Here is an 18,256-nt window from a genome sequence, read left to right as displayed (position 1 = left end):
CTGTCATAGGAGTGTGCCTGTGACAAACCCCAACCCTGCCGATGTGCTCGAGCGGGTGCGCACGTTGCAGAAGGCGGCCTCCGCCGCCTCTTGCCTGGGGCGCTACCACGACGGGGTCCGGCAGCTCCGGCAGGGGATGACCCTGCTCGACTCGATCCACCCCGTGGCTTCCGCCCACCGGTCCGACTGGCTGGTGACGCGCATCCGCCTCGCCAGCACACTGGCCGCCATGTCCACCGAGATCACCGGGGACGTCCCCGCCGGGCTGGCCGGCCTCGACGACGTGCGCCTGCTGATCGACGCGGTCACCGATCCGGTGCTCAAGGCCGAGCTCAGCGCGTCGCTGAACCACAACTACGCCATGAAGCTCATGACCGTGGGCCGGAACGAAGACAGCATCGGGTACTTCGAAGAGTCGGTCGGGCACCACGAGTACCGGCTGGCGCACGGCCCGAACCCCGCGGCTCGGATGGGCGCTTTCGTGCAGACCCTCTCCGCGCGGGGGTGGTCGCACGCGAAGCTCGGCAACGTCCGCCAGGCGCACGTCGACCTCACGCGGGCGCTCGAGCTCGCCGAGAAGCACGAGCTGCGGGTCGAAGCAGCCGACGTCCGGCGCAGCCTCGGCGTGCTCGCCCACCGCACCGGCGATCTGCCCGAAGCGCTGCGGCTGTACCAGATCGGCGAGCGCACGTACCAGGCGCTGGGCCTGGAAGTGCCGCTGCAGCTCCGGCTCGAACAGGCGCAGGCCCTGATGGCGGCCGGGCTGGCGGACGAAGCGGGCGGCCACCTCGACGACGCCCTCGCGATGATGGACGAGCAGCACAACGTCACCCGCAAGCGCGCCAACGCCGAGCTGCACCGCGCGTCCGCCGCCCTGATGAACGACGAGCTCGAGCTGGCGCGGAGCATGGCCGCGTCCGCCCGGCGCGGGATGCTCAAGGTCGGCTGCCGCACCTGCGTCGCCAACGCGACCGTGGTCGGGCTGCAGGCCGACGTGCGCGACATCCTGCGTTCCGGGGAGATCCCCGCGGCGTTGCCGACCCGCGCCCTCCGGATCGCGGCCAAGATGCCCGCGCCGCTGCTGACCGAGCAGGCCGCCACCGCGCGGATGCTCGCCGTGCGGCTGGACATCCGGCGGGGCAACCTCAAACGAGCCGCCGAGACGCTCCGCACCGTCCCGCGGCCCGGGCAGCTCACCCCCATCGACTACCGGATGCTGCGGCGCCTTTGCCGGGCCGAGCTCGCCGTCGCGCAGGGGAGCCGGGCGAAGGCGCTCACCGAAATCCGGTCCGGGCTCACCGAACTCGACGCCGTCCGTGACCGGATGGGTGGGCTCGACCTCGTCTCCGGGACCGCGTTGCACGGTCAAGAGCTCGCCGACCTCGCCGTGAAGCTCGTGCTCGAACGCAACGATGCCCGGCGCCTGTTCGTCTGGCTCGAACGCACTCGCGCGCAGACCTACCGGTACGAACCGCTTTCCGCCGGGACCGATCCCGAGCTCGCCGCGAGCGTGGCCGAGGTGCGGGGGCTCGGGCAGGCGATCCAGGAGGCCCAGCACGACGGGCACCCGATCGCCGGGCTGCGGGCGAAGTACAACGAACGGCTGCGGGAGGCCCAGCGGCTCGGGTGGCACACCGGGCGGTGGGGGCGGCCGCGGCCGGTGGCCGGGCTGCACGAGGTCGTCGCGCGGCTCGGGGAGCGGGCCATGATCAGCTTCGCCGCGTCCGGGGACGAGCTCGTCGCCGTCGTCGTGGCCGGCGGCGAGTGCCGGCTCGTGCGGCTCGGGTCGGCCGGGGCCGCCGCGGAGTCCGCCCGGGTGCTCAACGTCGACCTCGACGCGCTCGCGCCGGACAATCTGCCCGAGCGGCTGGCCGAGGTCGTCATGGCGTCCGCGCGCAAGCAGGCCGACAAGATCGACGCGCAGCTCATCCAGCCGCTCGCCGAGCTGTTCGGCGACCGCGAACTGGTCATCGTGCCGACCGGGCCGCTCTACGCCGTGCCGTGGGGCGTGCTGCCGGGGCTGCGGGGACGGCCGACCGTCGTGGCGCCGTCGGCGACCGCGTGGCTCGCCGCCGAGCTCACCAAGCTGTCCCGGGCGCGGCGGATCGTGCTCGTCCGCGGGCCCGGGCTGGCGGGGGCGCGCGGTGAGCTGGAGAAGCTGACCACGCACTACCGCACCGCGACGACCATGACCGGCGCCAAGGCCACCGTGAAGTCCGTCCTGCGCGCGATGGACGGCGCGAAGCTCGCGCACTTCGCCGCGCACGGGGCCCACGAGCCGGAGAACGCGCTCTTCTCCCGGCTGGAACTCGCCGACGGCGCCCTCTTCGGCCACGAGATGGCGGGGTTGCGGCAGCCGCCGCGGCAGGTCGTCTTCGCCGCGTGCGAGCTGGCGCTCAACCGGATCCGGCCCGGCGACGAAGCTCTGGGCTTCGCCAGCGCGTTGCTGGCCAGCGGTTCGCGGACGGTGATCGCCCCGCTGTCCCGCGTCGGCGACCTCGCCTCGGCGGCCGCGATGGACGACTACTACCGGGCGCTGGCGGAGCGGGAACGCCCCGCGCTGGCACTGGCCGACGCGATCGCGGTGGACCCGTTCCGCAGGCCGTTCGTCTGCCTCGGGGCGGGCTGAGCGGGTGGGGAGCTGGTCTTGAGGGTGGCGTGAGCTGGGCGCGGTGTCATGAACGAGTCGTTCATGTCGTCGGATGCGGTGAACGACTCGTTCATGATGTTCGGGGGGCGGGATGTTGGTTGGGTTCGGTGTCGCTGGGCTTAGGTGCTCCGGTCCTCTGCGCGGGCTGAGCGGGCGGGGACCACACCAGCCGCGGGTCGGTCTGGATGAAACTGCCGAGGAGGTGGTCGATCCGGGTCAGGACGTCCAGGTCGAGACGGATGCCGGCAGCCTTCGCGTTCTCCGTGACCTGCTCGGGCGTGCTCGCGCCGGCGATCGTTGAAGCGACGCCCTCGTGCTGCAGCGTCCACGCCAGCGCGAGCTGCGCCATCGTCAGGCCGGCGTCGTCGGCGACTCCGCGCAGCAGCGCCACCCGTTCCAGCAGCTCCGGCATCAGCAACGGCCGCGCGTACGCCGGTCCCGCCGCGCGAGAACCCGGCGGGATGCGGCCGTCGTGGTACTTGCCGGTGAGCACGCCCTGGGCGAGCGGTACCGAAGCGAACTGCCCGACGCCGATCCGGTCGCTCACCGGCATCACCTGCGCTTCCGCGACCCGCCACAGCATCGAGTAGTGCGGCTGGTTGGCGATCAGCGGGACGTCGTAGCGCTGCGCCGCTTCGTGGGCCTGCAGCAGCTGCTCGGCCGTCCACTCCGACGTGCCGGCGTAGCGGATCTTCCCCTGCCGCACCAGATCCGACAGCGCGAGGAACGTCTCCGCGACCGGGGTGCGGTAGTCGAAGCGCAGCAGCTGGTAGACGTCGACGTGGTCGGTGCGCAGCCGCCGCAGCGAGCCCTCGCACGACGCGATCACGTGCTTGCGGCTCAGCCCGGCGGCGTTGGGGCCCGGGCCCTCCGGCCAGAAGACCCCGGTGCACAGCACCAGTTCGTCGCGGTCCAGTCCGGAAAACACGGCCCCGTAAGCCTCTTCGGCCGCGCCGCCGTCCCACGCCGCCGCGGTGTGGAACGTCGTGACGCCGGCGTCCAGCGCCGCGGTGACGCAGCCGGGTTCGCCGTGCGTCAGCCAGTTGCCGTACGCGATCTCGCTGACGGCGAGCCCGCTCGCGCCGAGCCTGCGGTACTCCACTTCAGCCTCCCACGGCCATCTCGTCGATCCACGCGTCGACCGCGCTCGCCTTGCGCGCGAACGATTCCCGCACGGACTCGTGCGGCAGGATCAGGAACTCCTCCTTGCCGAGCCCGTGCACGACCGCCTCGGCGACGTCCTCGGGCTCGAGCAGCGGCGCCAGCGCCGCGATGGCCAGCGCGGCCGGGTGACCGGCGGCGATGCCGGGTTCGAGCAGCGCCGTGCGGACGCCGAGCGGGCACAGCGCGCTGACCCGGATCCCGCGCGGCCGGTAGGTGATCGCCAGCCACTCGGCGAGGCCGACGGCCGCGTGCTTGGTGACCGAGTACGGCGCGTCGCCCGGGGTGCCGAGCAGGCCGGCGGCCGACGCCGTGATCAGCAGGTAGCCCTCGCCGCGCGCGAGCATCGCGGGCAGCACCGCCTGCGCGGCGTGCACGTGCTGCAGCACGTTGAGCTCCCAGGACTTCTGCCACTGCTCGTCGGCGGCGTGCACGCCGGTGCCGAACGCCGCCCCGGCGTTGGCGCAGAACAGGTCCACCGGGCCGAACTCGTCTCGCGCGGTCGTGACCAGCGCTTTCAGGTCCTTTTTGGACGTCGCGTCGGCGGCCACCGCGACGGCCCGGCCGCCCGCGGTGGTGATCTCGTCCGCCACCCGGGCGGCGCCGGCCTCGTCGACGTCCGACACCACCACGCCCGCCGCGCCCTCGGCGGCGAAGCGACGGGCCATCGCGGCCCCGATCCCGTGGGCCGCGCCGGTCAGCACGACGACCCGTCCAGTCAGTTCCACGCGGGCTCCAGGTATTTCGGCGTCGAATTGTCACTTGTGTGCGGGAATTGCATTCCGAGATTGCGATCCAGGTGATAAAAGTGCTGGTCAAGGCCATGATCGTGGGGCGTTCTCGCTTTCGTACCCTAGCACGAGTATTGCTTTTCACCGGTCCGGTGCGTTATTTCTGAAGATCGCCACACCCCGCGCTCAGGAGGTCCGACGATGGCCGAGCTCGTCCCGCCGTCGCACGTTCGACGGCTGCGTTGCCTGGGCATCGGCGACCCGGACGCCGTCGCCGCGGTCGCCCGCGGTGGCGGCCTCGGTGTGCTCGACGGCGCCGATCCGGCGGCCGTGGCTCTGGTCGCGGCCCGGGTCCGCGTGCCCTACGCTGTGCGCACGGACGGCCCGCTGCCCGCCGGCGCGGCCTTCGGCGTCCGGACGAAAGCGCCGTGGGCGGGTGCGCTCGCCGAAGTCGGTGACGTGACCACGGCTGCCGAGGCGGTGCGCGGCGGTGCGCTCGGACTGGTCGCGCGCGGTGGCGAGCTGAGTGACTTCGTTCTGCTGCAACAGCTCCTGAGCACCTTCGACGTGCCGGTGTGGGGGACGGTGGCCGGGCCGCGGACCGCCGTCGGCGCGCTGGCGGGCGGTGCGGCCGGCGTGGTCACGAAGTCCACAGTGGAATTGAACGCTGTGGAATCGGACGTGCGCCGGATCACCGGTGCCGCCGTGCCCGCGGTGCCGCCGCCGGACCGGTTGCTGCGGACGCTGGGCACCGCGCTCCCGGTGGTCCAGGGCCCGATGACCCGGGTGAGCGACCAGCCCGGGTTCGCGGCCGCGGTCGCCGACGCCGGCGGGTTCCCGTTCGTCGCCGTGGCCACCGCGAACGGCCCGCGCACCACCGAACTCCTGAGCCGCACCGCCGAGCTGCTCGGCGACCGGCCGTGGGGCGCGGGGATCCTCGGTTTCGTCCCGGACGAACTGCGGGCCGCGCAGCTCGCCGCGATCCGGGCCGCCCGGCCGCGGTGCGTGCTGATCGCGGGCGGGAAACCCGGGCAGGCCAGGGCTTTGGAGGCCGAGGGGATCGCGACCTTCGTGCACGTGCCGTCGCCGATCCTGCTCGGCCAGTACCTCGACGCCGGCGTCCGCCGGTTCGTCTTCGAGGGCGCCGAATGCGGCGGGCACGTCGGCCCGCGCCCGAGTTTCGAGCTGTGGGAGGAACAACTGGCCGTGCTCGGCGCGGCCAAGGACGTCGAAGTGCTGTTCGCCGGCGGCATCCACGACGCCCGGTCCGCCGCCGTGGTCCGGGCGATGGCCGCGCCGCTCGACGCCGTCGGCGTGCTGATGGGCACCGCTTACCTCTTCACCGAAGAAGCCGTGACGCACGGCGCGATCACGGACCTGTTCCAGCGGCGGGCGATCGAAGCCGGCACCACCGTCACCCTGGAGACCGCGCCGGGGCACCGCACGCGCTGCCTGCCGAGCCCGTACACCGCGGAATTCGAGCAGGTCAAAGCGAACCTGCGAGACATGCCCGCGCAGGAAGCCTGGCAGCGGCTGGAGGAGCTGAACACCGGACGGCTGCGCGTCGCGAGCAAGGGCGTCCGCCACGGCGGGGCGGTGGTCGACGAGGAAACGCAGCTCGCCGAAGGGATGTTCATGGCCGGGGAGGTCGCCGTGCTGCGCGACCGCCGGACGACGATCGCGCAGCTGCACCGCGAGGTAGCGGCCGGGAAAATGTTCACCCGCCCGGAAGAGCCCGTCCCGGCGGAGGCCACCGGGGACATCGCCGTCATCGGGATGGCCTGCACGTTCCCGGGCGCCCCGGACCTCGAAGCGTTCTGGTCGACCATCTTGCGCGGTGAGGACGCCGTCACCGAGGTGCCGCCGGAGCGCTGGGACCCGGAAGTCTACTTCGGACAGTCGACGTCGAAGTGGGGCGGCTTCCTGCCACCGGTGGCCGTCGACCCGCTCGACTTCGGCATCCCGCCGTCCGCGATGGGCAGCATCGACCCGGCCCAGCTGGTGTCGCTGGAGACCGCCCGCCGGGCACTGGAAGACGCCGGGTACGCCGGGCGCGACTTCGACCGCGAGCGCACGAGCGTCGTGTTCGGCGCGGAAGCGGGTGGCGACCTCGCCAACGCGGGCACCCTGCGGTCCCTGCTCGACGGCTACCTCGACGAGGTGCCGCCAGAACTCCTGGCGCAGCTGCCCGAACCCACCGAGGACACCTTCCCCGGCACGCTCGCCAACGTCATCTCCGGCCGGATCGCCAACCGGCTCGACCTCGGCGGCGCGAACTACACCGTCGACGCCGCCTGCGGTTCGTCCTTGGCCGCATTGGACCTGGCCACCAAAGAACTGCGCGCCGGCACGAGCGAGCTCGTCCTCTGCGGCGCGGTCGACCTGCACAACGGCATCCACGACTACCTCATGTTCACCTCGGCGGGCGCGCTCTCGCCGACCGGCCGCTGCCGCCCGTTCGACGCCGCCGCCGACGGGATCGCGCTCGGTGAGGGCGTCGCGTGCCTGGTGCTCAAGCGGCTCGCCGACGCCGAGCGCGACGGCGACCGGATCTACGCCGTGGTCAAGGGCGTCGGCGCGGCCAGCGACGGCAAGGCGCTCGGCCTGACGGCGCCCCGTCCGGAAGGCCAGTACCGCGCCCTCGACCGCGCCTACCGCGACGCCGGGGTGTCCCCGGTGGACGTCGGGCTCGTCGAGGCGCACGGCACGGGCACGGTCGTCGGCGACGCGACCGAACTGCGCACGCTGACCGGGTTCTTCGCCGACGCCGGTGCCGCGCCCGGCAGCTGCGTGCTCGGGTCGGTCAAGAGCCAGATCGGGCACACGAAGTGCGCGGCCGGGCTGGCCGGCCTGATCAAGGCGGCGCTGTCGCTCTGGCACGAGGTCGTCCCGCCGACGCTGCACCTGAGCCGGCCGAACGCCGCCTGGGACCCGGCGGCCAGCCCGTTCACGTTCACCACCGCGGCCCGGCCGTGGGCCGAGCCGGCCCGGCTGGCCGGGGTCAGCGCGTTCGGCTTCGGCGGCACCAACTTCCACGCCGTGCTCGGGGCCGGCCCGGTCGCCCCGGACCGCCGTCACGGCCCGCGCGACTGGTCCGAAGGCGCCGAGAAAGCCCTTGCCGGGATCCGGCGCGCCGACGCCGACCCGGGGAAGATCGCGTTCCTCTTCCCCGGGCAGGGCAGTCAGCGCCCCGGGATGCTCGCCGAGCTGTTCGTGCACTTCCCGGAGCTGGCCGAGCCGCTGAAGCTCGCCCCCGACGTCGCCGGGAAAGCGTTCCCGCCGCGGGTGTTCGACACCGGCGCCGTCCAGGAGCAGGAGAAAGCCCTTACCGACACGCAGGTGGCGCAGCCCGCGCTCGGGCTCGTCGAATCCGCGGTCGCCCGGCTGCTGGCGCAGGTCGGCGTCCGCCCGGACTTCCTGGCCGGGCACAGCTACGGCGAGCTGGTCGCGCTGTCGGTCGCGGGCGCGTTCGACAGCGAGACGCTGCTGCGGCTCAGCCGGGCTCGCGCGCGGGCCATCGCCGAGGTCGCCGAGCCCGGCGCGATGGCCGCGGTCAAGGCACCGCGGGACGCGCTGACCGCCACCCTGATCGGCCCGGACGTCGTGGTGGCCAACCACAACGCGCCCGAGCAGGTCGTCCTCTCCGGCTCGGTGGCCGCCGTCGAACGCGCGATCCGGCGGCTGCGCGAGACCGGGTTCGCCGCCAAGCGGATCCCGGTCGCCTGCGCGTTCCACAGCCCGCTGGTCGCCGCGGCGGGCGACGTCTTCGCCGCGGAACTAGCCCGGGAGTCCGTTGTGGACCCGAAGCTGCCGGTGTGGGCGAACCGCACCGCGGCGCCCTACGGCGACGACGTCAAGGCCGAACTCGCCGCCCAGATCGGCGCCCCGGTCCGGTTCCTCGACCAGATCGAGTCGATGTACGTGGCGGGCGCGCGGACGTTCGTCGAGGCCGGGCCCGGCCGGGTGCTGTCCCGGCTGGTCGCGGAGATCCTCGGCGACCGCCCGCACACCGTCGTCGCCTGCGGCCCCGGCCTCGACGGCTTCCTGGCCGCGTTGGCGGCGCTCGCCGCCGCCGGGGTCGACGTCCGCACCGATCGCCTCCGGCGCGCGCGGCCCCCGGCGCCTTCGCCCACCGCGTGGGCCGTGGACGGGCGCTCCGCCCGCGCACCCGGCGCCGAAGTCCCCGCTTTGCCCCCGGCCCGACGAATCCGGAGTACCGCCATGACCCAGCCCGCTCCCGGCCGCGACCAGGCGGTCGTCGACTTCCTGCGCACCACCCGCGAACTCGTTGCGGCGCAACGGGAAGTGATGCTCGGCTACCTCGGCAGCACACCCGTCCCGGCGCCCGCGCCCGCGATCGCTCCGGCTCCGGTACCGGTGGTGCACGCGGAACCCGAACCGGTGGCCGAACCGCCGGCCGACGTCCTGGGCACGGTGATCGGCGTGATCAGCGAGCGCACCGGCTACCCGGCCGAGATGATCGCCGGCGACCTCGACCTCGAAGCCGACCTGTCGATCGACTCGATCAAGCGCACCGAAATCGCGGGCACGCTGCTGTCCCGGCTGGGGCTCCCGGCCGACGACCGGACCGACCAGCTCAGCCGCGACCGGACGGCCGACGCGCTGACCGCGCACCTGGAGAGCTGGCTGAGCCCCACGCCGGCGGCCACCGCGCCGACCCGGTACCGGCTCGACCGGGTGCCGGTGCCGCTCGACCCGGATCCCGCGCGGCTGCCGGGGAAGTCCGTCGCGGTGGTCGGTGACGACCCTGCCGTGGCGGCCGCGTTCGCCGCGGCCGGGGCGGCGGTCGTCGCCGGGGACGCGGACATCACCGTGCTCCTCGCCCGCGACCTGACGGACGTGTTCGCCCGGCTCAAGGCGCTGCGGGGGACCGTGCTCGTGGCGGCCGAGCCGGACGCGGTGCCGGGGCTGCGCGGCCTGGTCCGGTCGGCCGCGCTGGAACGCGACGGCGGCACCCGGCTCGTCGAGGTCACGCAGGACGTCGCCAAGGTGCTGGTCGACGAGGCCCTCAGCGACGGGCCTTCGGTGGTCGGCCACGACGACCGCGGCCGGTTCACGATCGAGCCCCGGCCCGCCGGCCTCGGCTCGATCGCCTACTCCGGCGCCGGGCCGGGCGGCGGCGAACTCGCCGCGCTGGGCCTCGGCCCGGACTCGGTGGTCCTCCTGATCGGCGGTGCCCGCGGGATCACCGCCCGCGCGGCCGTGGCGTTCGCCGCTTCCGGCTGCCGGATCGAGCTCGCCGGGCGCACGCCGTGGCCGGGCGAGCCGGACGACCTGCCCGCCGACCCCGCCGCGATGCGGGCGGTGCTGGCCGGGCGCGGTGGTTCGGTCGCCGGCATCGAGCGCCGCGTGCGGACCGTGCTGGCCCAGCGCGAGATCGGGCGCACGCTCGACGAGGTGCGCGCGGCCGGCGGCGACCCCGCCTACCGGTCGCTCGACGTGCGGGACCCCGAAGCCGTGCACCAGCTGGTCAAGGAGCTCGGCGGGCGGATCGACGGCGTCGTGTTCGCCGCGGGCGTCATCGACGACAAGCTCATGGCGGACAAGGACGAGCGGTCGTTCCGGACCGTCTTCGAGACCAAAGTGGACGGGGCGCGCACCCTGCTCGCCGCGCTCGCGGAGACCGGCGCCGAGCCCGGGTTCGTCACCTTCTTCGGCAGCATCGCCGCGGTGCTCGGCAACCGCGGCCAGACCGACTACGCCGCCGCGAACGACGCGCTGGAGTCGCTGGCGAGGACCTGCCCGGGCCGCGCGGTGACCGTCCACTGGGGACCGTGGGCGCCCGCGGCCGACCACGGCGGCATGGTCTCGCCGGAGCTGGCGCGCGAGTACGAACGCCGGGACGTCGGCCTGCTCGACGCGGACGAGGGCGTCGCGGCGCTGCTGCGCGAACTCGCCTACGGCACGGACCGCGCGGTGCTGTACACGGCGTCGTTGTGGTGAGCCAGGAGCCGGTGGCGATCGTCGGGCTGGGTGTGTTCCTGCCCGGTGCGTCCACTGTGGACCAGTACTGGCGGAACCTGGTGGCGGGCACCGACGCCGTCACCGAGATCCCGCCGCACCGCCGCGACCCCGCGTTCCACGGCCACGGCGGCGGCGCGCCCGACCGGACCCACGGCCGCCGCGGCGGCTTCACCGCGGAGACCCTGGACTTCGACCCGGTCGCGCACGGCGTGCCGCCGACGTCGCTCGACGGCACCGAGCCGGACCAGCTGACGGCGCTGGCCGTCGCGGTGGCGGCGGTCGGGGACGCCGGCGGTCTCGGCCGGCTCGGCGACCCCGAGCGGATCGGCGTCGTGCTCGGCCGCGGCGGGTACCTCTCGCCCGGGCTGCAGGGCTTCGACCAGCGCGTCCGCACCGTCCGGCAGATCACCCGCACGGTCGGCGAGCTGCTGCCCTCGGCCGGCCGAGACGTCCTCGACCGGCTGCGGACCGCGTTGCTGGAACCCCTCGGCGAGTTCCGGCCGGAGACCGCGGCCGGGCTGGTGCCGAACCTCGCCGCGGCCCGCGTCGCGAACCGGCTCGACCTCGGCGGCCCGGCGTACACGGTGGACGCCGCGTGCGCGTCCTCGCTGGTCGCGGTCGACCAGGCGATCGGCGAGCTGACCCGCGGCCGCTGCGACGCCGTGCTGGCCGGCGGGGCGCACCAGACGCAGGACGACACGCTGTGGGCGCTGTTCACCCAGCTCGGCGCGCTGTCGCCGAGCCAGCGGATCAGCCCGCTCTCCCGCGCCGCCGACGGCATGCTCATCGGCGAGGGCACCGCGATCGTCGTGCTCAAGCGGCTGGCCGACGCCCGCCGCGACGGCGATCGCGTGTACGCCGTGATCCGCGGCAGCGGCACGTCGAGCGACGGGCGGGGCGCGAGCCTGCTCAGCCCGTCCGTCGCCGGGCAGACCCTCGCCCTGCGGCGCGCGTGGGACGGGCTGGACCCGGCGGGGATCGGCCTGCTCGAAGCGCACGGCACGGCCACGCCCGCGGGCGACGCCGCCGAGCTGACCACCGTCGCCGACGTCTTCGGCCAGGCGAGCGGGTCGCGTTCGGTGATCGGCTCGGTCAAGTCGATGATCGGGCACACGCTGCCGACCGCCGGGGTCGCCGGGCTCGTCAAGGTCGCGCTCGCGCTGCACCACGGGGTCCTGCCGCCGACGCTGCACTGCGCCGACCCGAACCCGCTGCTGGACAAGACCCGGTTCCGGGTGCTGGCCGAGGCCGAGCCGTGGGGTGACCTGCCGCGCGTGGCCGCGGTCAACGCCTTCGGCTTCGGCGGGGTGAACGCGCACGTCGTGCTCGAAGCCGGGGACCCGGCGCCGAAGCGGCGGGTCCGCGTCGACGAGCCGGAACGCGTGCTGCGGCTGGCCGCGGCGACGCCGGAAGCGCTGCTGGAGCGGCTCGACGAGCCCGGCGGGGGCGACGGGCCCTGCCGGCTCGGGATCGTCGGCGCGGACGAGCGCAAGCTGGCCACGGCCCGCCGCGTGCTCGCGAAGGTGGCGGCCGAAGGCCGGTCGTGGCACGGCGGTGGCGACGTCTGGTGCAGCCTCGACCCGGTGCTGCCGGGCGGGAAGACCGCGTTCCTCTACCCGGGCCTGGAGGCCGACGCCGAGCCGCGCCTCGACGACGTGGCCGGGCACTTCGGCCTCGACCGTCCACAGTGGTCGACGGCGACCGTGCCCGCGCGGGCCACCAGCGTGTCGTCGACCGGGCTGCTGCTCGACCACGCCCTGCGGCGGCTGGGGATCCGCCCGGACGCGCTCGCCGGGCACAGCGCGGGCGAGTGGACGGCCATGCAGGCCGCCGGGATGTACCGGGCCGAGCCGGACCTGCTGGAGCGGTACTGGCCCGGCGGGTTCGAGCTGCCCGAAGCGGATTACCTGGTGCTGGGCTGCGCTGCCGCGCGGGTGACCGAGCTGCTCACCGGCGACCTCGTGATCTCGCACGAGAACGCGGCGCGGCAGACCATCGTGTGCGGTCCGCCGGACGCCGTCGCGGAGTTCGCGGTGAGCTGCCGCGGGCTCGGCATCGTGGCCCGGACGCTGCCGTTCCGGTCCGGCTTCCACACGCCGCTGCTGGAACCGCACCTCGCGCCGTTCGCGCGGCTGGTCGCGGACCTGGACCTGCTGGCGCCGGCGGTGCCGGTGTGGTCGGCGACTACGGCGCGGCCGTACCCGTCGGCCGCCGCCGACGTCCGCCGGCTCTACCTCGACCACCTGCTGCGCCCGGTCCGCTTCCGGCAGCTGACCGAGGCGCTGCACGACGCCGGGTTCCGGGCGTTCGTGCAGGTCGGCGCCGGGCAGCTCGGCTCGTTCGTCACCGACACCCTCGGTGAGCGGCGGCACCTGGTCGTCGCGGCCGCGTCCGGCACCCGGCCCGGGCTCGCGCAGCTGCGGCGGGTCGCGACCGCGTTGTGGACCGAGGGCGGCGACCCCGACTTCACGGCGCTGGAACCGCGGCGGATCCGGCTCAACACCGGGAAACCCCTGCTGTCGCTGGGGGAATCGGCCCGGGGCCTGCTGGACACCGCGGCGCCGCCGGAGCTGCCGGCGGGCGTGTCGGACGCGATCGTCGCCGAGTTCACCGCGCTGCTCACCGAAACCCGCCGGACCGCGGCGGACGTCGTCGCGGCGGCCGCGCGCCGGCGGATCGAGTCCACTGTGGACGTCTCGCTCGACGCGATGCCGTACCTGCGCGACCACCGGTTCTTCCGGCAGCGCGACGGCTGGCCCGACGAGGCCGACTTCCGGCCGGTGGTGCCCGCGACGACGCTGGTCGACCTCGCCTGCCGGGCCGTCGAACGCACCTGGCCGGGCACGAAGGCGGTGGCCGTGCGGGACGCGGTGTTCTCGCGCTGGCTGATCGCTTCGCCCGCCCAGCGGGTGCCGTTGTCGTTGAGCCGCGAGGGCGACCGCGTCACCGTCGAGATCGGACCGTACGCGCTGCTGACCGTCGAGGTGGGCGTGTTCGCTCCACCGCCGTCGCGGGCCGCCGTGCCCGGGCCGGAGACCGCGCCGCCGTTGAGCGCGGCCGAGATCTACGAGCGGCGCGAGATGTTCCACGGCCCGGCGTACCAGGGCCTGGCCCGGCTGACCGGCCTCGGCGAGCAGCACATCCGCGGCGAACTGGTCGTGCCGTCCGCGCCCGGCGGGCTGCTCGACAACGTCGGCCAGCTGCTCGGCTGCTGGCTGATGGCGACCCGGTCCGACGACCTCCTCGCGTTCCCGCGCTCGATCGGCAGGCTCACCTGGCACGGGCCGGAACCCGGGCCGGGGACGCGGCTGGAGTGCCTGGTGCGCGTCCGGTTGCCGCGGCCCGAGGTCCTCGAGATGGACGCCGAGCTGCTGCGGGACGGGCGGGTGCTGGCGAGCATCGAAGGCTGGCGGGACGTCCGGTTCCCGTGCGACCGCGCGGCCCACCGCGTCTACGCCTTCCCCGCGGAGAACCTGCTGTCCGAACGGCGGGAGGACGGCTCGGTCGCGGTCACCGACCGCTGGCCGACGGTCGCCGCGCGGGACATCTACGCCGGGATCTACCTCAGCGCGGAGGAACGGGCCGAGTTCGCCGCCGTGCCCCCGCGGCAGCAGCGCGGCTGGCTGCTGCGGCGCATCGCCGCCAAGGACGCCGTCCGGGCCCGGCTCGCCGAACCCGTGTACCCGGCGGAAATCCGCGTCCACGACGACGGCACGGTGTCCGGCAGGCACCGGGACCTGCCGCGTTCCGCCGTCACGGTCGAGCTGACCGGGGAGACCGCCATCGCACACCACAGGAGCACGCCATGACCACCGACCACGCGTCCGCGACGTTCGACGTCGTCGCCGAGCTGCTCGCCGAGCTCGTCGGCGACGCCGAGGTGCTCGGCATCGAGATCACGCCCGACACGACGTTCCACGAGGACCTGCAGCTGGAGAGCATCGACCTGGTGACCTTCGCGAGCATCCTCGCCGAGCACTTCGGCGCCGACGTCAACCTCGCCGAACACCTGGCGGAGAAGGACCTCGACGACGTCATCGGCCTGACCGTCGGCGACATCGCCCGGTTCGTGGGGGAGCGCACGTGCCCACGATGACCGTCAACGGGCTGCGCACCAACGTGCAGCTCGTCCCCGCCGGCGGCACCGAGACCGTGGTGTTCCTGCACGGCATGGGCACCGACAGCCTGGCCAGCTTCTACCTGACGCTGGCGCCGCCGGTCGCGGCCGCGGGCATCGACGTGATCAGCTACGACCTGCGCGGGCACGGCAAGACCGAGCGCCCGGTGCACGGGTACACGCTCGGGGACTTCGTCGCCGACCTCGACGACCTGCTGGTGCAGCTGGCCGTCGACCGGCCGGTGCACCTGGTGGGCAACAGCTTCGGCGGCACGCTCGCCTACAGCTACGCCGTGGCGAACCCTTCGCGGGTCCGCAGCATCGTGTGCATCGAGTCCGAGCCGGCGACCGAGGTGTGGGCGGGCAAGATGAGCGAGATCCTCGCGCACACCATGCGGTTCCTGCAGGTGGAGGAGAGCTTCGACTGGATCGAGGCGAACTTCAGCGCGCACCACCGGCGGCTGGCGCGGCTGGCGGCCGAGCGGATCACGTCGACGAAGATGGCCGAGGAGGTGCCGCTCGGGCCGTTGCTGACCTGGGACCAGGTGGCGGCGATCGGCTGCCCGGTGCTGTCCATCCTGGGCAGTCACGGCTACCAGGCCGACGACCTCGAAGCCTTGACGTCGTTGCTGCCGAACGGCGAGCTGCACGTCTTCGAGGGGCAGGGGCACTCGGTGCTGGTGGAGCAGCACCGCGAGGTGCGCGAGCTGGTGCTCAAGTGGATCGATCGGCACGCGGCGTGAAGTTCCTGCTGGTCGTCCCGCCGCTGGCCGGGCACGTGGCGCCGTTGCTCGGGGTGGCTTCGGCGCTGGAGGCGCGCGGGCACTCCGTGGCTTGGTGCGGCCCGGTGCCCGCACTGTCCACAGTGGTCCCCGGCCGGGTCTTCCCGGCCGGGGACTCCGCGCCGTTCTCGCTGGCGCTTCGGCCACCGGAGCTGCGCGGGTTCGCGGCGCTGAAGTACCTGTGGGAGTCCTACCTGGTCCCGCTGGCGGACGCGATGGTGCCCGGCGTGCTGGCGGCCGTCGCCGTGTTCCAGCCGGACGTCGTCGTGGTGGACCAGCAGGCGATGGCGGGCGCGCTGGTGGCCGCGCGGTGCGGGCTGCCGTGGGCGACGTCGGCGTCGACGTCGACCGAGCTGGCCGACCCGCTGGGCTCGCTGCCGAAGATCGCGTCCTGGGTGGACGACCTGCAGGCGGGGTTGCGCGCCCGGCACGGCGTGCTGCTCGGCGACCTGAGGTTCTCCCCGCACCTGGTGCTGGCGTTCACGACCCGGGCACTGGCCGGCGAATCCCGGCTGGCGGTGCCGGTGTCCTACGTCGGCCCGGCGCTGCCTTCAGCGCCCGGTGAGTGGTCCCCTGTGGACGATCGGCCGCTGGTCGTGGTGACGCTGGGGACGTCGAACGCGGCGGCCGGAGCGCGGTTTCTCGCCGAGAGCGTGGACGCGCTGGCCGGGATGCCGGACGTGCAGGGGCTGGTGGTGGATCCCTCCGGGCGCCTGATCAGTGAAAGTGTCGCGCTGGCCCGGCGGATCCCGCAGGTGGCGGTGTTCGCGCGCGCGTCGGTGGTGGTCTGCCACGGCGGGCACAACACGGTGTGCGAAGCGCTTTCCGCCGGGGTCCCGCTGGTGGTGGCCCCGATCCGGGACGACCAGTCGATGCTGGCCCAGCAGGTGGTCGCGGCGTCGGCAGGGGTGCGTGTGCGGTTCGACCGCGCCAAGGCGGGCGATCTCCGGCGGGCGATCGAAGCGGCCGGGCAGTACCGGCCTGGGGCCGAGAAGATCCGGGAGTCCTTCGAGGCCGCGGGTGGCGCGGAGGAAGCGGCAACCCACCTGGAGGCACTGGGTTAGCCGCGATTGCGGAAGGTGCGGGCGGCCAGGGTCGAGCCCGTCACCGCGGCCACCGCCGCGATCACCAGGGCCGTCAGCACCGACCAGCCGATCGGGCGGGCCAAAGCCAGCGCGCGGGTCGCGTCGATCGCGTACGTCAGCGGGTTGACCGCCGAGACCGCCCGGACCCACGCCGGCATCGTGTCCAGCGGCATGTACGCGCTCGAGGAGAACATCAGCGGGAACATCACCACGAACGACGCCGCCTGCAGGGTTTCCGCCTTGCGCAGCCACGTCGTGATCGCGACGAACACCCAGCTCAGGCACCAGCCCACCACCAGCGTCAGCAGCAGCGCCAGCCCGAGACCCAGCACGCCGCCCGCCGGGCGGAAGCCGAGGAACAGCACGCTCGCCAGCGCCGTCACCACCAGCTGGACGGCCAGCCGCGCGGAGTCGGCCAGGGTGCGGGCGACCAGTACCGAGACCAGCGAAATGGGCAGGCAGCGGAGCCGGCCGGTGAAGCCGCCGTAGATCTCCGCCAGCAGGCCCGCGCCCGAGCTCATCGCCGTCGTCATCGCGATGTTCACCAGCGTCGCCGGCACCAGGAAGTTCACGTAACCCTGGTACGCCGCCACGCCCGGCAGGGCGCCGACGCCGCTGAACACCTGGCTGAACAGCAACAGCAGGACCACCGGCTGCAACAGTCCGAAGAAGACCAGCCGCCGGTCGCCGAACGCCGTGCGCAGCGAACGGCCGGCCAGCACGCGGACCTGCGTCCAGAAGCCGGATTCCGGCCACGCCGTGGGATCGCCGAGCGCGGAGACGGCCGCCCGGTGCCGTGCCTGCGTCACCAGCCGACCGCCGTCCGGTGCAGGGACAGGTAGACGTCGTCGAGCGTCGGCTCGGTCACCGTCAGGTCCCGCAGCGGCGCGCCCGCCGTGTCGAGCGCGCGCACCAGCACGGGGATGTCGCCGGGCCCGGTCAGCGGCACGGCGAGGACGAGCCCGGTGCGCCCGGCCGCCATTCCCAAGCGGGACAACGCGTCCACGGCCCGCTGCAGCGCCAGCTCGGTGCCGAACGTCAGCGTCGCCGTCCGGTTGCCCAGGCGCCCCTTGAGCTGCGCCGGCGTCCCGGACACCGTGATGTGCCCGAGGCCGAGGACGACGACGTGGTCGGCCAGCCGGTCGGCCTCTTCGAGGTACTGCGTGGTGAGCACGACGGTCGTGCCGCGCGCCGCGAGCCCTTCCACGATCGACCACAGCCCGGACCGGCTCACCGGGTCCAGCCCGGTCGTCGGTTCGTCGAGGAACAGCACCTGGGGCGCGCCGACGAGGCCCGCGGCCAGGTCGAGCCGCCGCCGCATGCCGCCGGAATACGTGCCGGCCCGCCGGTCGGCGGCGTCTTCGAGGCCGAAGGACGCGATGAGCTCGGCGGCCCGTGCCTGCGCCTGCCGCGGTTTGGCGCCCAGCAGCCGCGCGATCAGCACGAGGTTCCCGCGCCCGGACAGGGCGTCGTCGACCGCGGCGAACTGGCCGGTCACCCCGATCCGCCGCCGGACCGCGCGCCCGCGTTGCACGACGTCGTAGCCGCACACGCGGGCCGTGCCCGCACTCGGCCGGACGCGGGTGCTGAGGATGTCGATCAGCGTGGTCTTCCCGGCGCCGTTGTGGCCGAGGACCGCCAGCACCGCGCCGCGGGCGACGGTCAGGCTGATCCCGGCGAGCGCGGTGACTTCGCCGTACTGCTTCGCGAGGTCGGTCACGGCGATGACCGGCTGGTTCATGGCC

General features: G+C 74.1%; 10 protein-coding genes. 6 read left to right on the top strand and 4 right to left on the bottom strand.

The features are described from left to right. Positions 1 to 136 precede the first annotated feature (136 nt). Positions 137 to 2,629, top strand: coding sequence for a CHAT domain-containing protein (locus tag ACLJQM_RS16565; protein ID WP_410632183.1), 2,493 nt, complete (start codon positions 137 to 139; stop codon positions 2,627 to 2,629). A 91-nt stretch (positions 2,630 to 2,720) separates the two neighbouring features. On the opposite strand, the gene ACLJQM_RS16560 is transcribed toward ACLJQM_RS16565, so the two are convergent. Both ACLJQM_RS16560 and ACLJQM_RS16555 read right to left on the bottom strand, forming a co-directional pair. Beyond that, positions 2,721 to 3,752 carry an aldo/keto reductase gene (locus tag ACLJQM_RS16560; protein WP_410631933.1) on the bottom strand — a complete coding sequence of 344 codons (1,032 nt, stop codon included), beginning with the start codon at positions 3,750 to 3,752 and terminating at the stop codon, positions 2,721 to 2,723. A 1-nt stretch (position 3,753) separates the two neighbouring features. Then, positions 3,754 to 4,539, bottom strand: a complete 786-nt coding sequence (locus ACLJQM_RS16555; RefSeq protein ID WP_410631932.1) for an SDR family oxidoreductase — start codon at positions 4,537 to 4,539, stop codon at positions 3,754 to 3,756. Between the two features lie 204 nt (positions 4,540 to 4,743). On the opposite strand from ACLJQM_RS16555, the gene ACLJQM_RS16550 reads away from it, so the two are divergent. The 5 genes from ACLJQM_RS16550 to ACLJQM_RS16530 are packed head-to-tail and all read left to right on the top strand — an operon-like array spanning position 4,744 to position 16,490. Next, entirely contained in the window at positions 4,744 to 10,506 is a 5,763-nt protein-coding gene (locus tag ACLJQM_RS16550) for an SDR family NAD(P)-dependent oxidoreductase (RefSeq protein ID WP_410631931.1), read from the top strand. After that, positions 10,500 to 14,336 (top strand): beta-ketoacyl synthase N-terminal-like domain-containing protein, encoded by a 3,837-nt coding sequence (locus ACLJQM_RS16545; protein WP_410631930.1) that lies wholly within the window; start codon positions 10,500 to 10,502, stop codon positions 14,334 to 14,336. The genes ACLJQM_RS16550 and ACLJQM_RS16545 overlap by 7 nt, the downstream gene beginning before the upstream one ends. Continuing rightward, entirely contained in the window at positions 14,333 to 14,623 is a 291-nt protein-coding gene (locus tag ACLJQM_RS16540) for a phosphopantetheine-binding protein (RefSeq protein ID WP_247019403.1), read from the top strand. Before ACLJQM_RS16545 ends, ACLJQM_RS16540 begins: the two co-directional genes overlap by 4 nt. Beyond that, positions 14,611 to 15,387: an alpha/beta fold hydrolase gene (locus ACLJQM_RS16535; RefSeq protein ID WP_247019405.1), complete on the top strand. Its 777-nt coding sequence runs from the start codon at positions 14,611 to 14,613 to the stop codon at positions 15,385 to 15,387. The genes ACLJQM_RS16540 and ACLJQM_RS16535 overlap by 13 nt, the downstream gene beginning before the upstream one ends. Continuing rightward, positions 15,363 to 16,490 carry a glycosyltransferase gene (locus ACLJQM_RS16530; RefSeq protein ID WP_410631929.1) on the top strand — a complete coding sequence of 376 codons (1,128 nt, stop codon included), beginning with the start codon at positions 15,363 to 15,365 and terminating at the stop codon, positions 16,488 to 16,490. The genes ACLJQM_RS16535 and ACLJQM_RS16530 overlap by 25 nt, the downstream gene beginning before the upstream one ends. Here ACLJQM_RS16530 and ACLJQM_RS16525 read toward each other — a convergent pair. Then, entirely contained in the window at positions 16,487 to 17,320 is an 834-nt protein-coding gene (locus ACLJQM_RS16525; RefSeq protein ID WP_410631928.1) for an ABC transporter permease, read from the bottom strand. The genes ACLJQM_RS16530 and ACLJQM_RS16525 overlap by 4 nt on opposite strands. Continuing rightward, on the bottom strand, positions 17,317 to 18,252 hold the full coding sequence (locus ACLJQM_RS16520) for an ATP-binding cassette domain-containing protein (RefSeq protein WP_247019409.1): 936 nt from the start codon (positions 18,250 to 18,252) through the stop codon (positions 17,317 to 17,319). Before ACLJQM_RS16520 ends, ACLJQM_RS16525 begins: the two co-directional genes overlap by 4 nt. Positions 18,253 to 18,256: the final 4 nt, after the last annotated feature.

The sequence above is a fragment of the Amycolatopsis sp. cmx-4-83 genome (assembly GCF_046548815.1).
GTDB classification, from domain to species: Bacteria; Actinomycetota; Actinomycetes; order Mycobacteriales; family Pseudonocardiaceae; genus Amycolatopsis; species Amycolatopsis pretoriensis_A.
The sequence above is the reverse complement of the archived record's forward strand: the minus strand, read 5'-3'. Positions and strand labels throughout refer to the sequence as shown.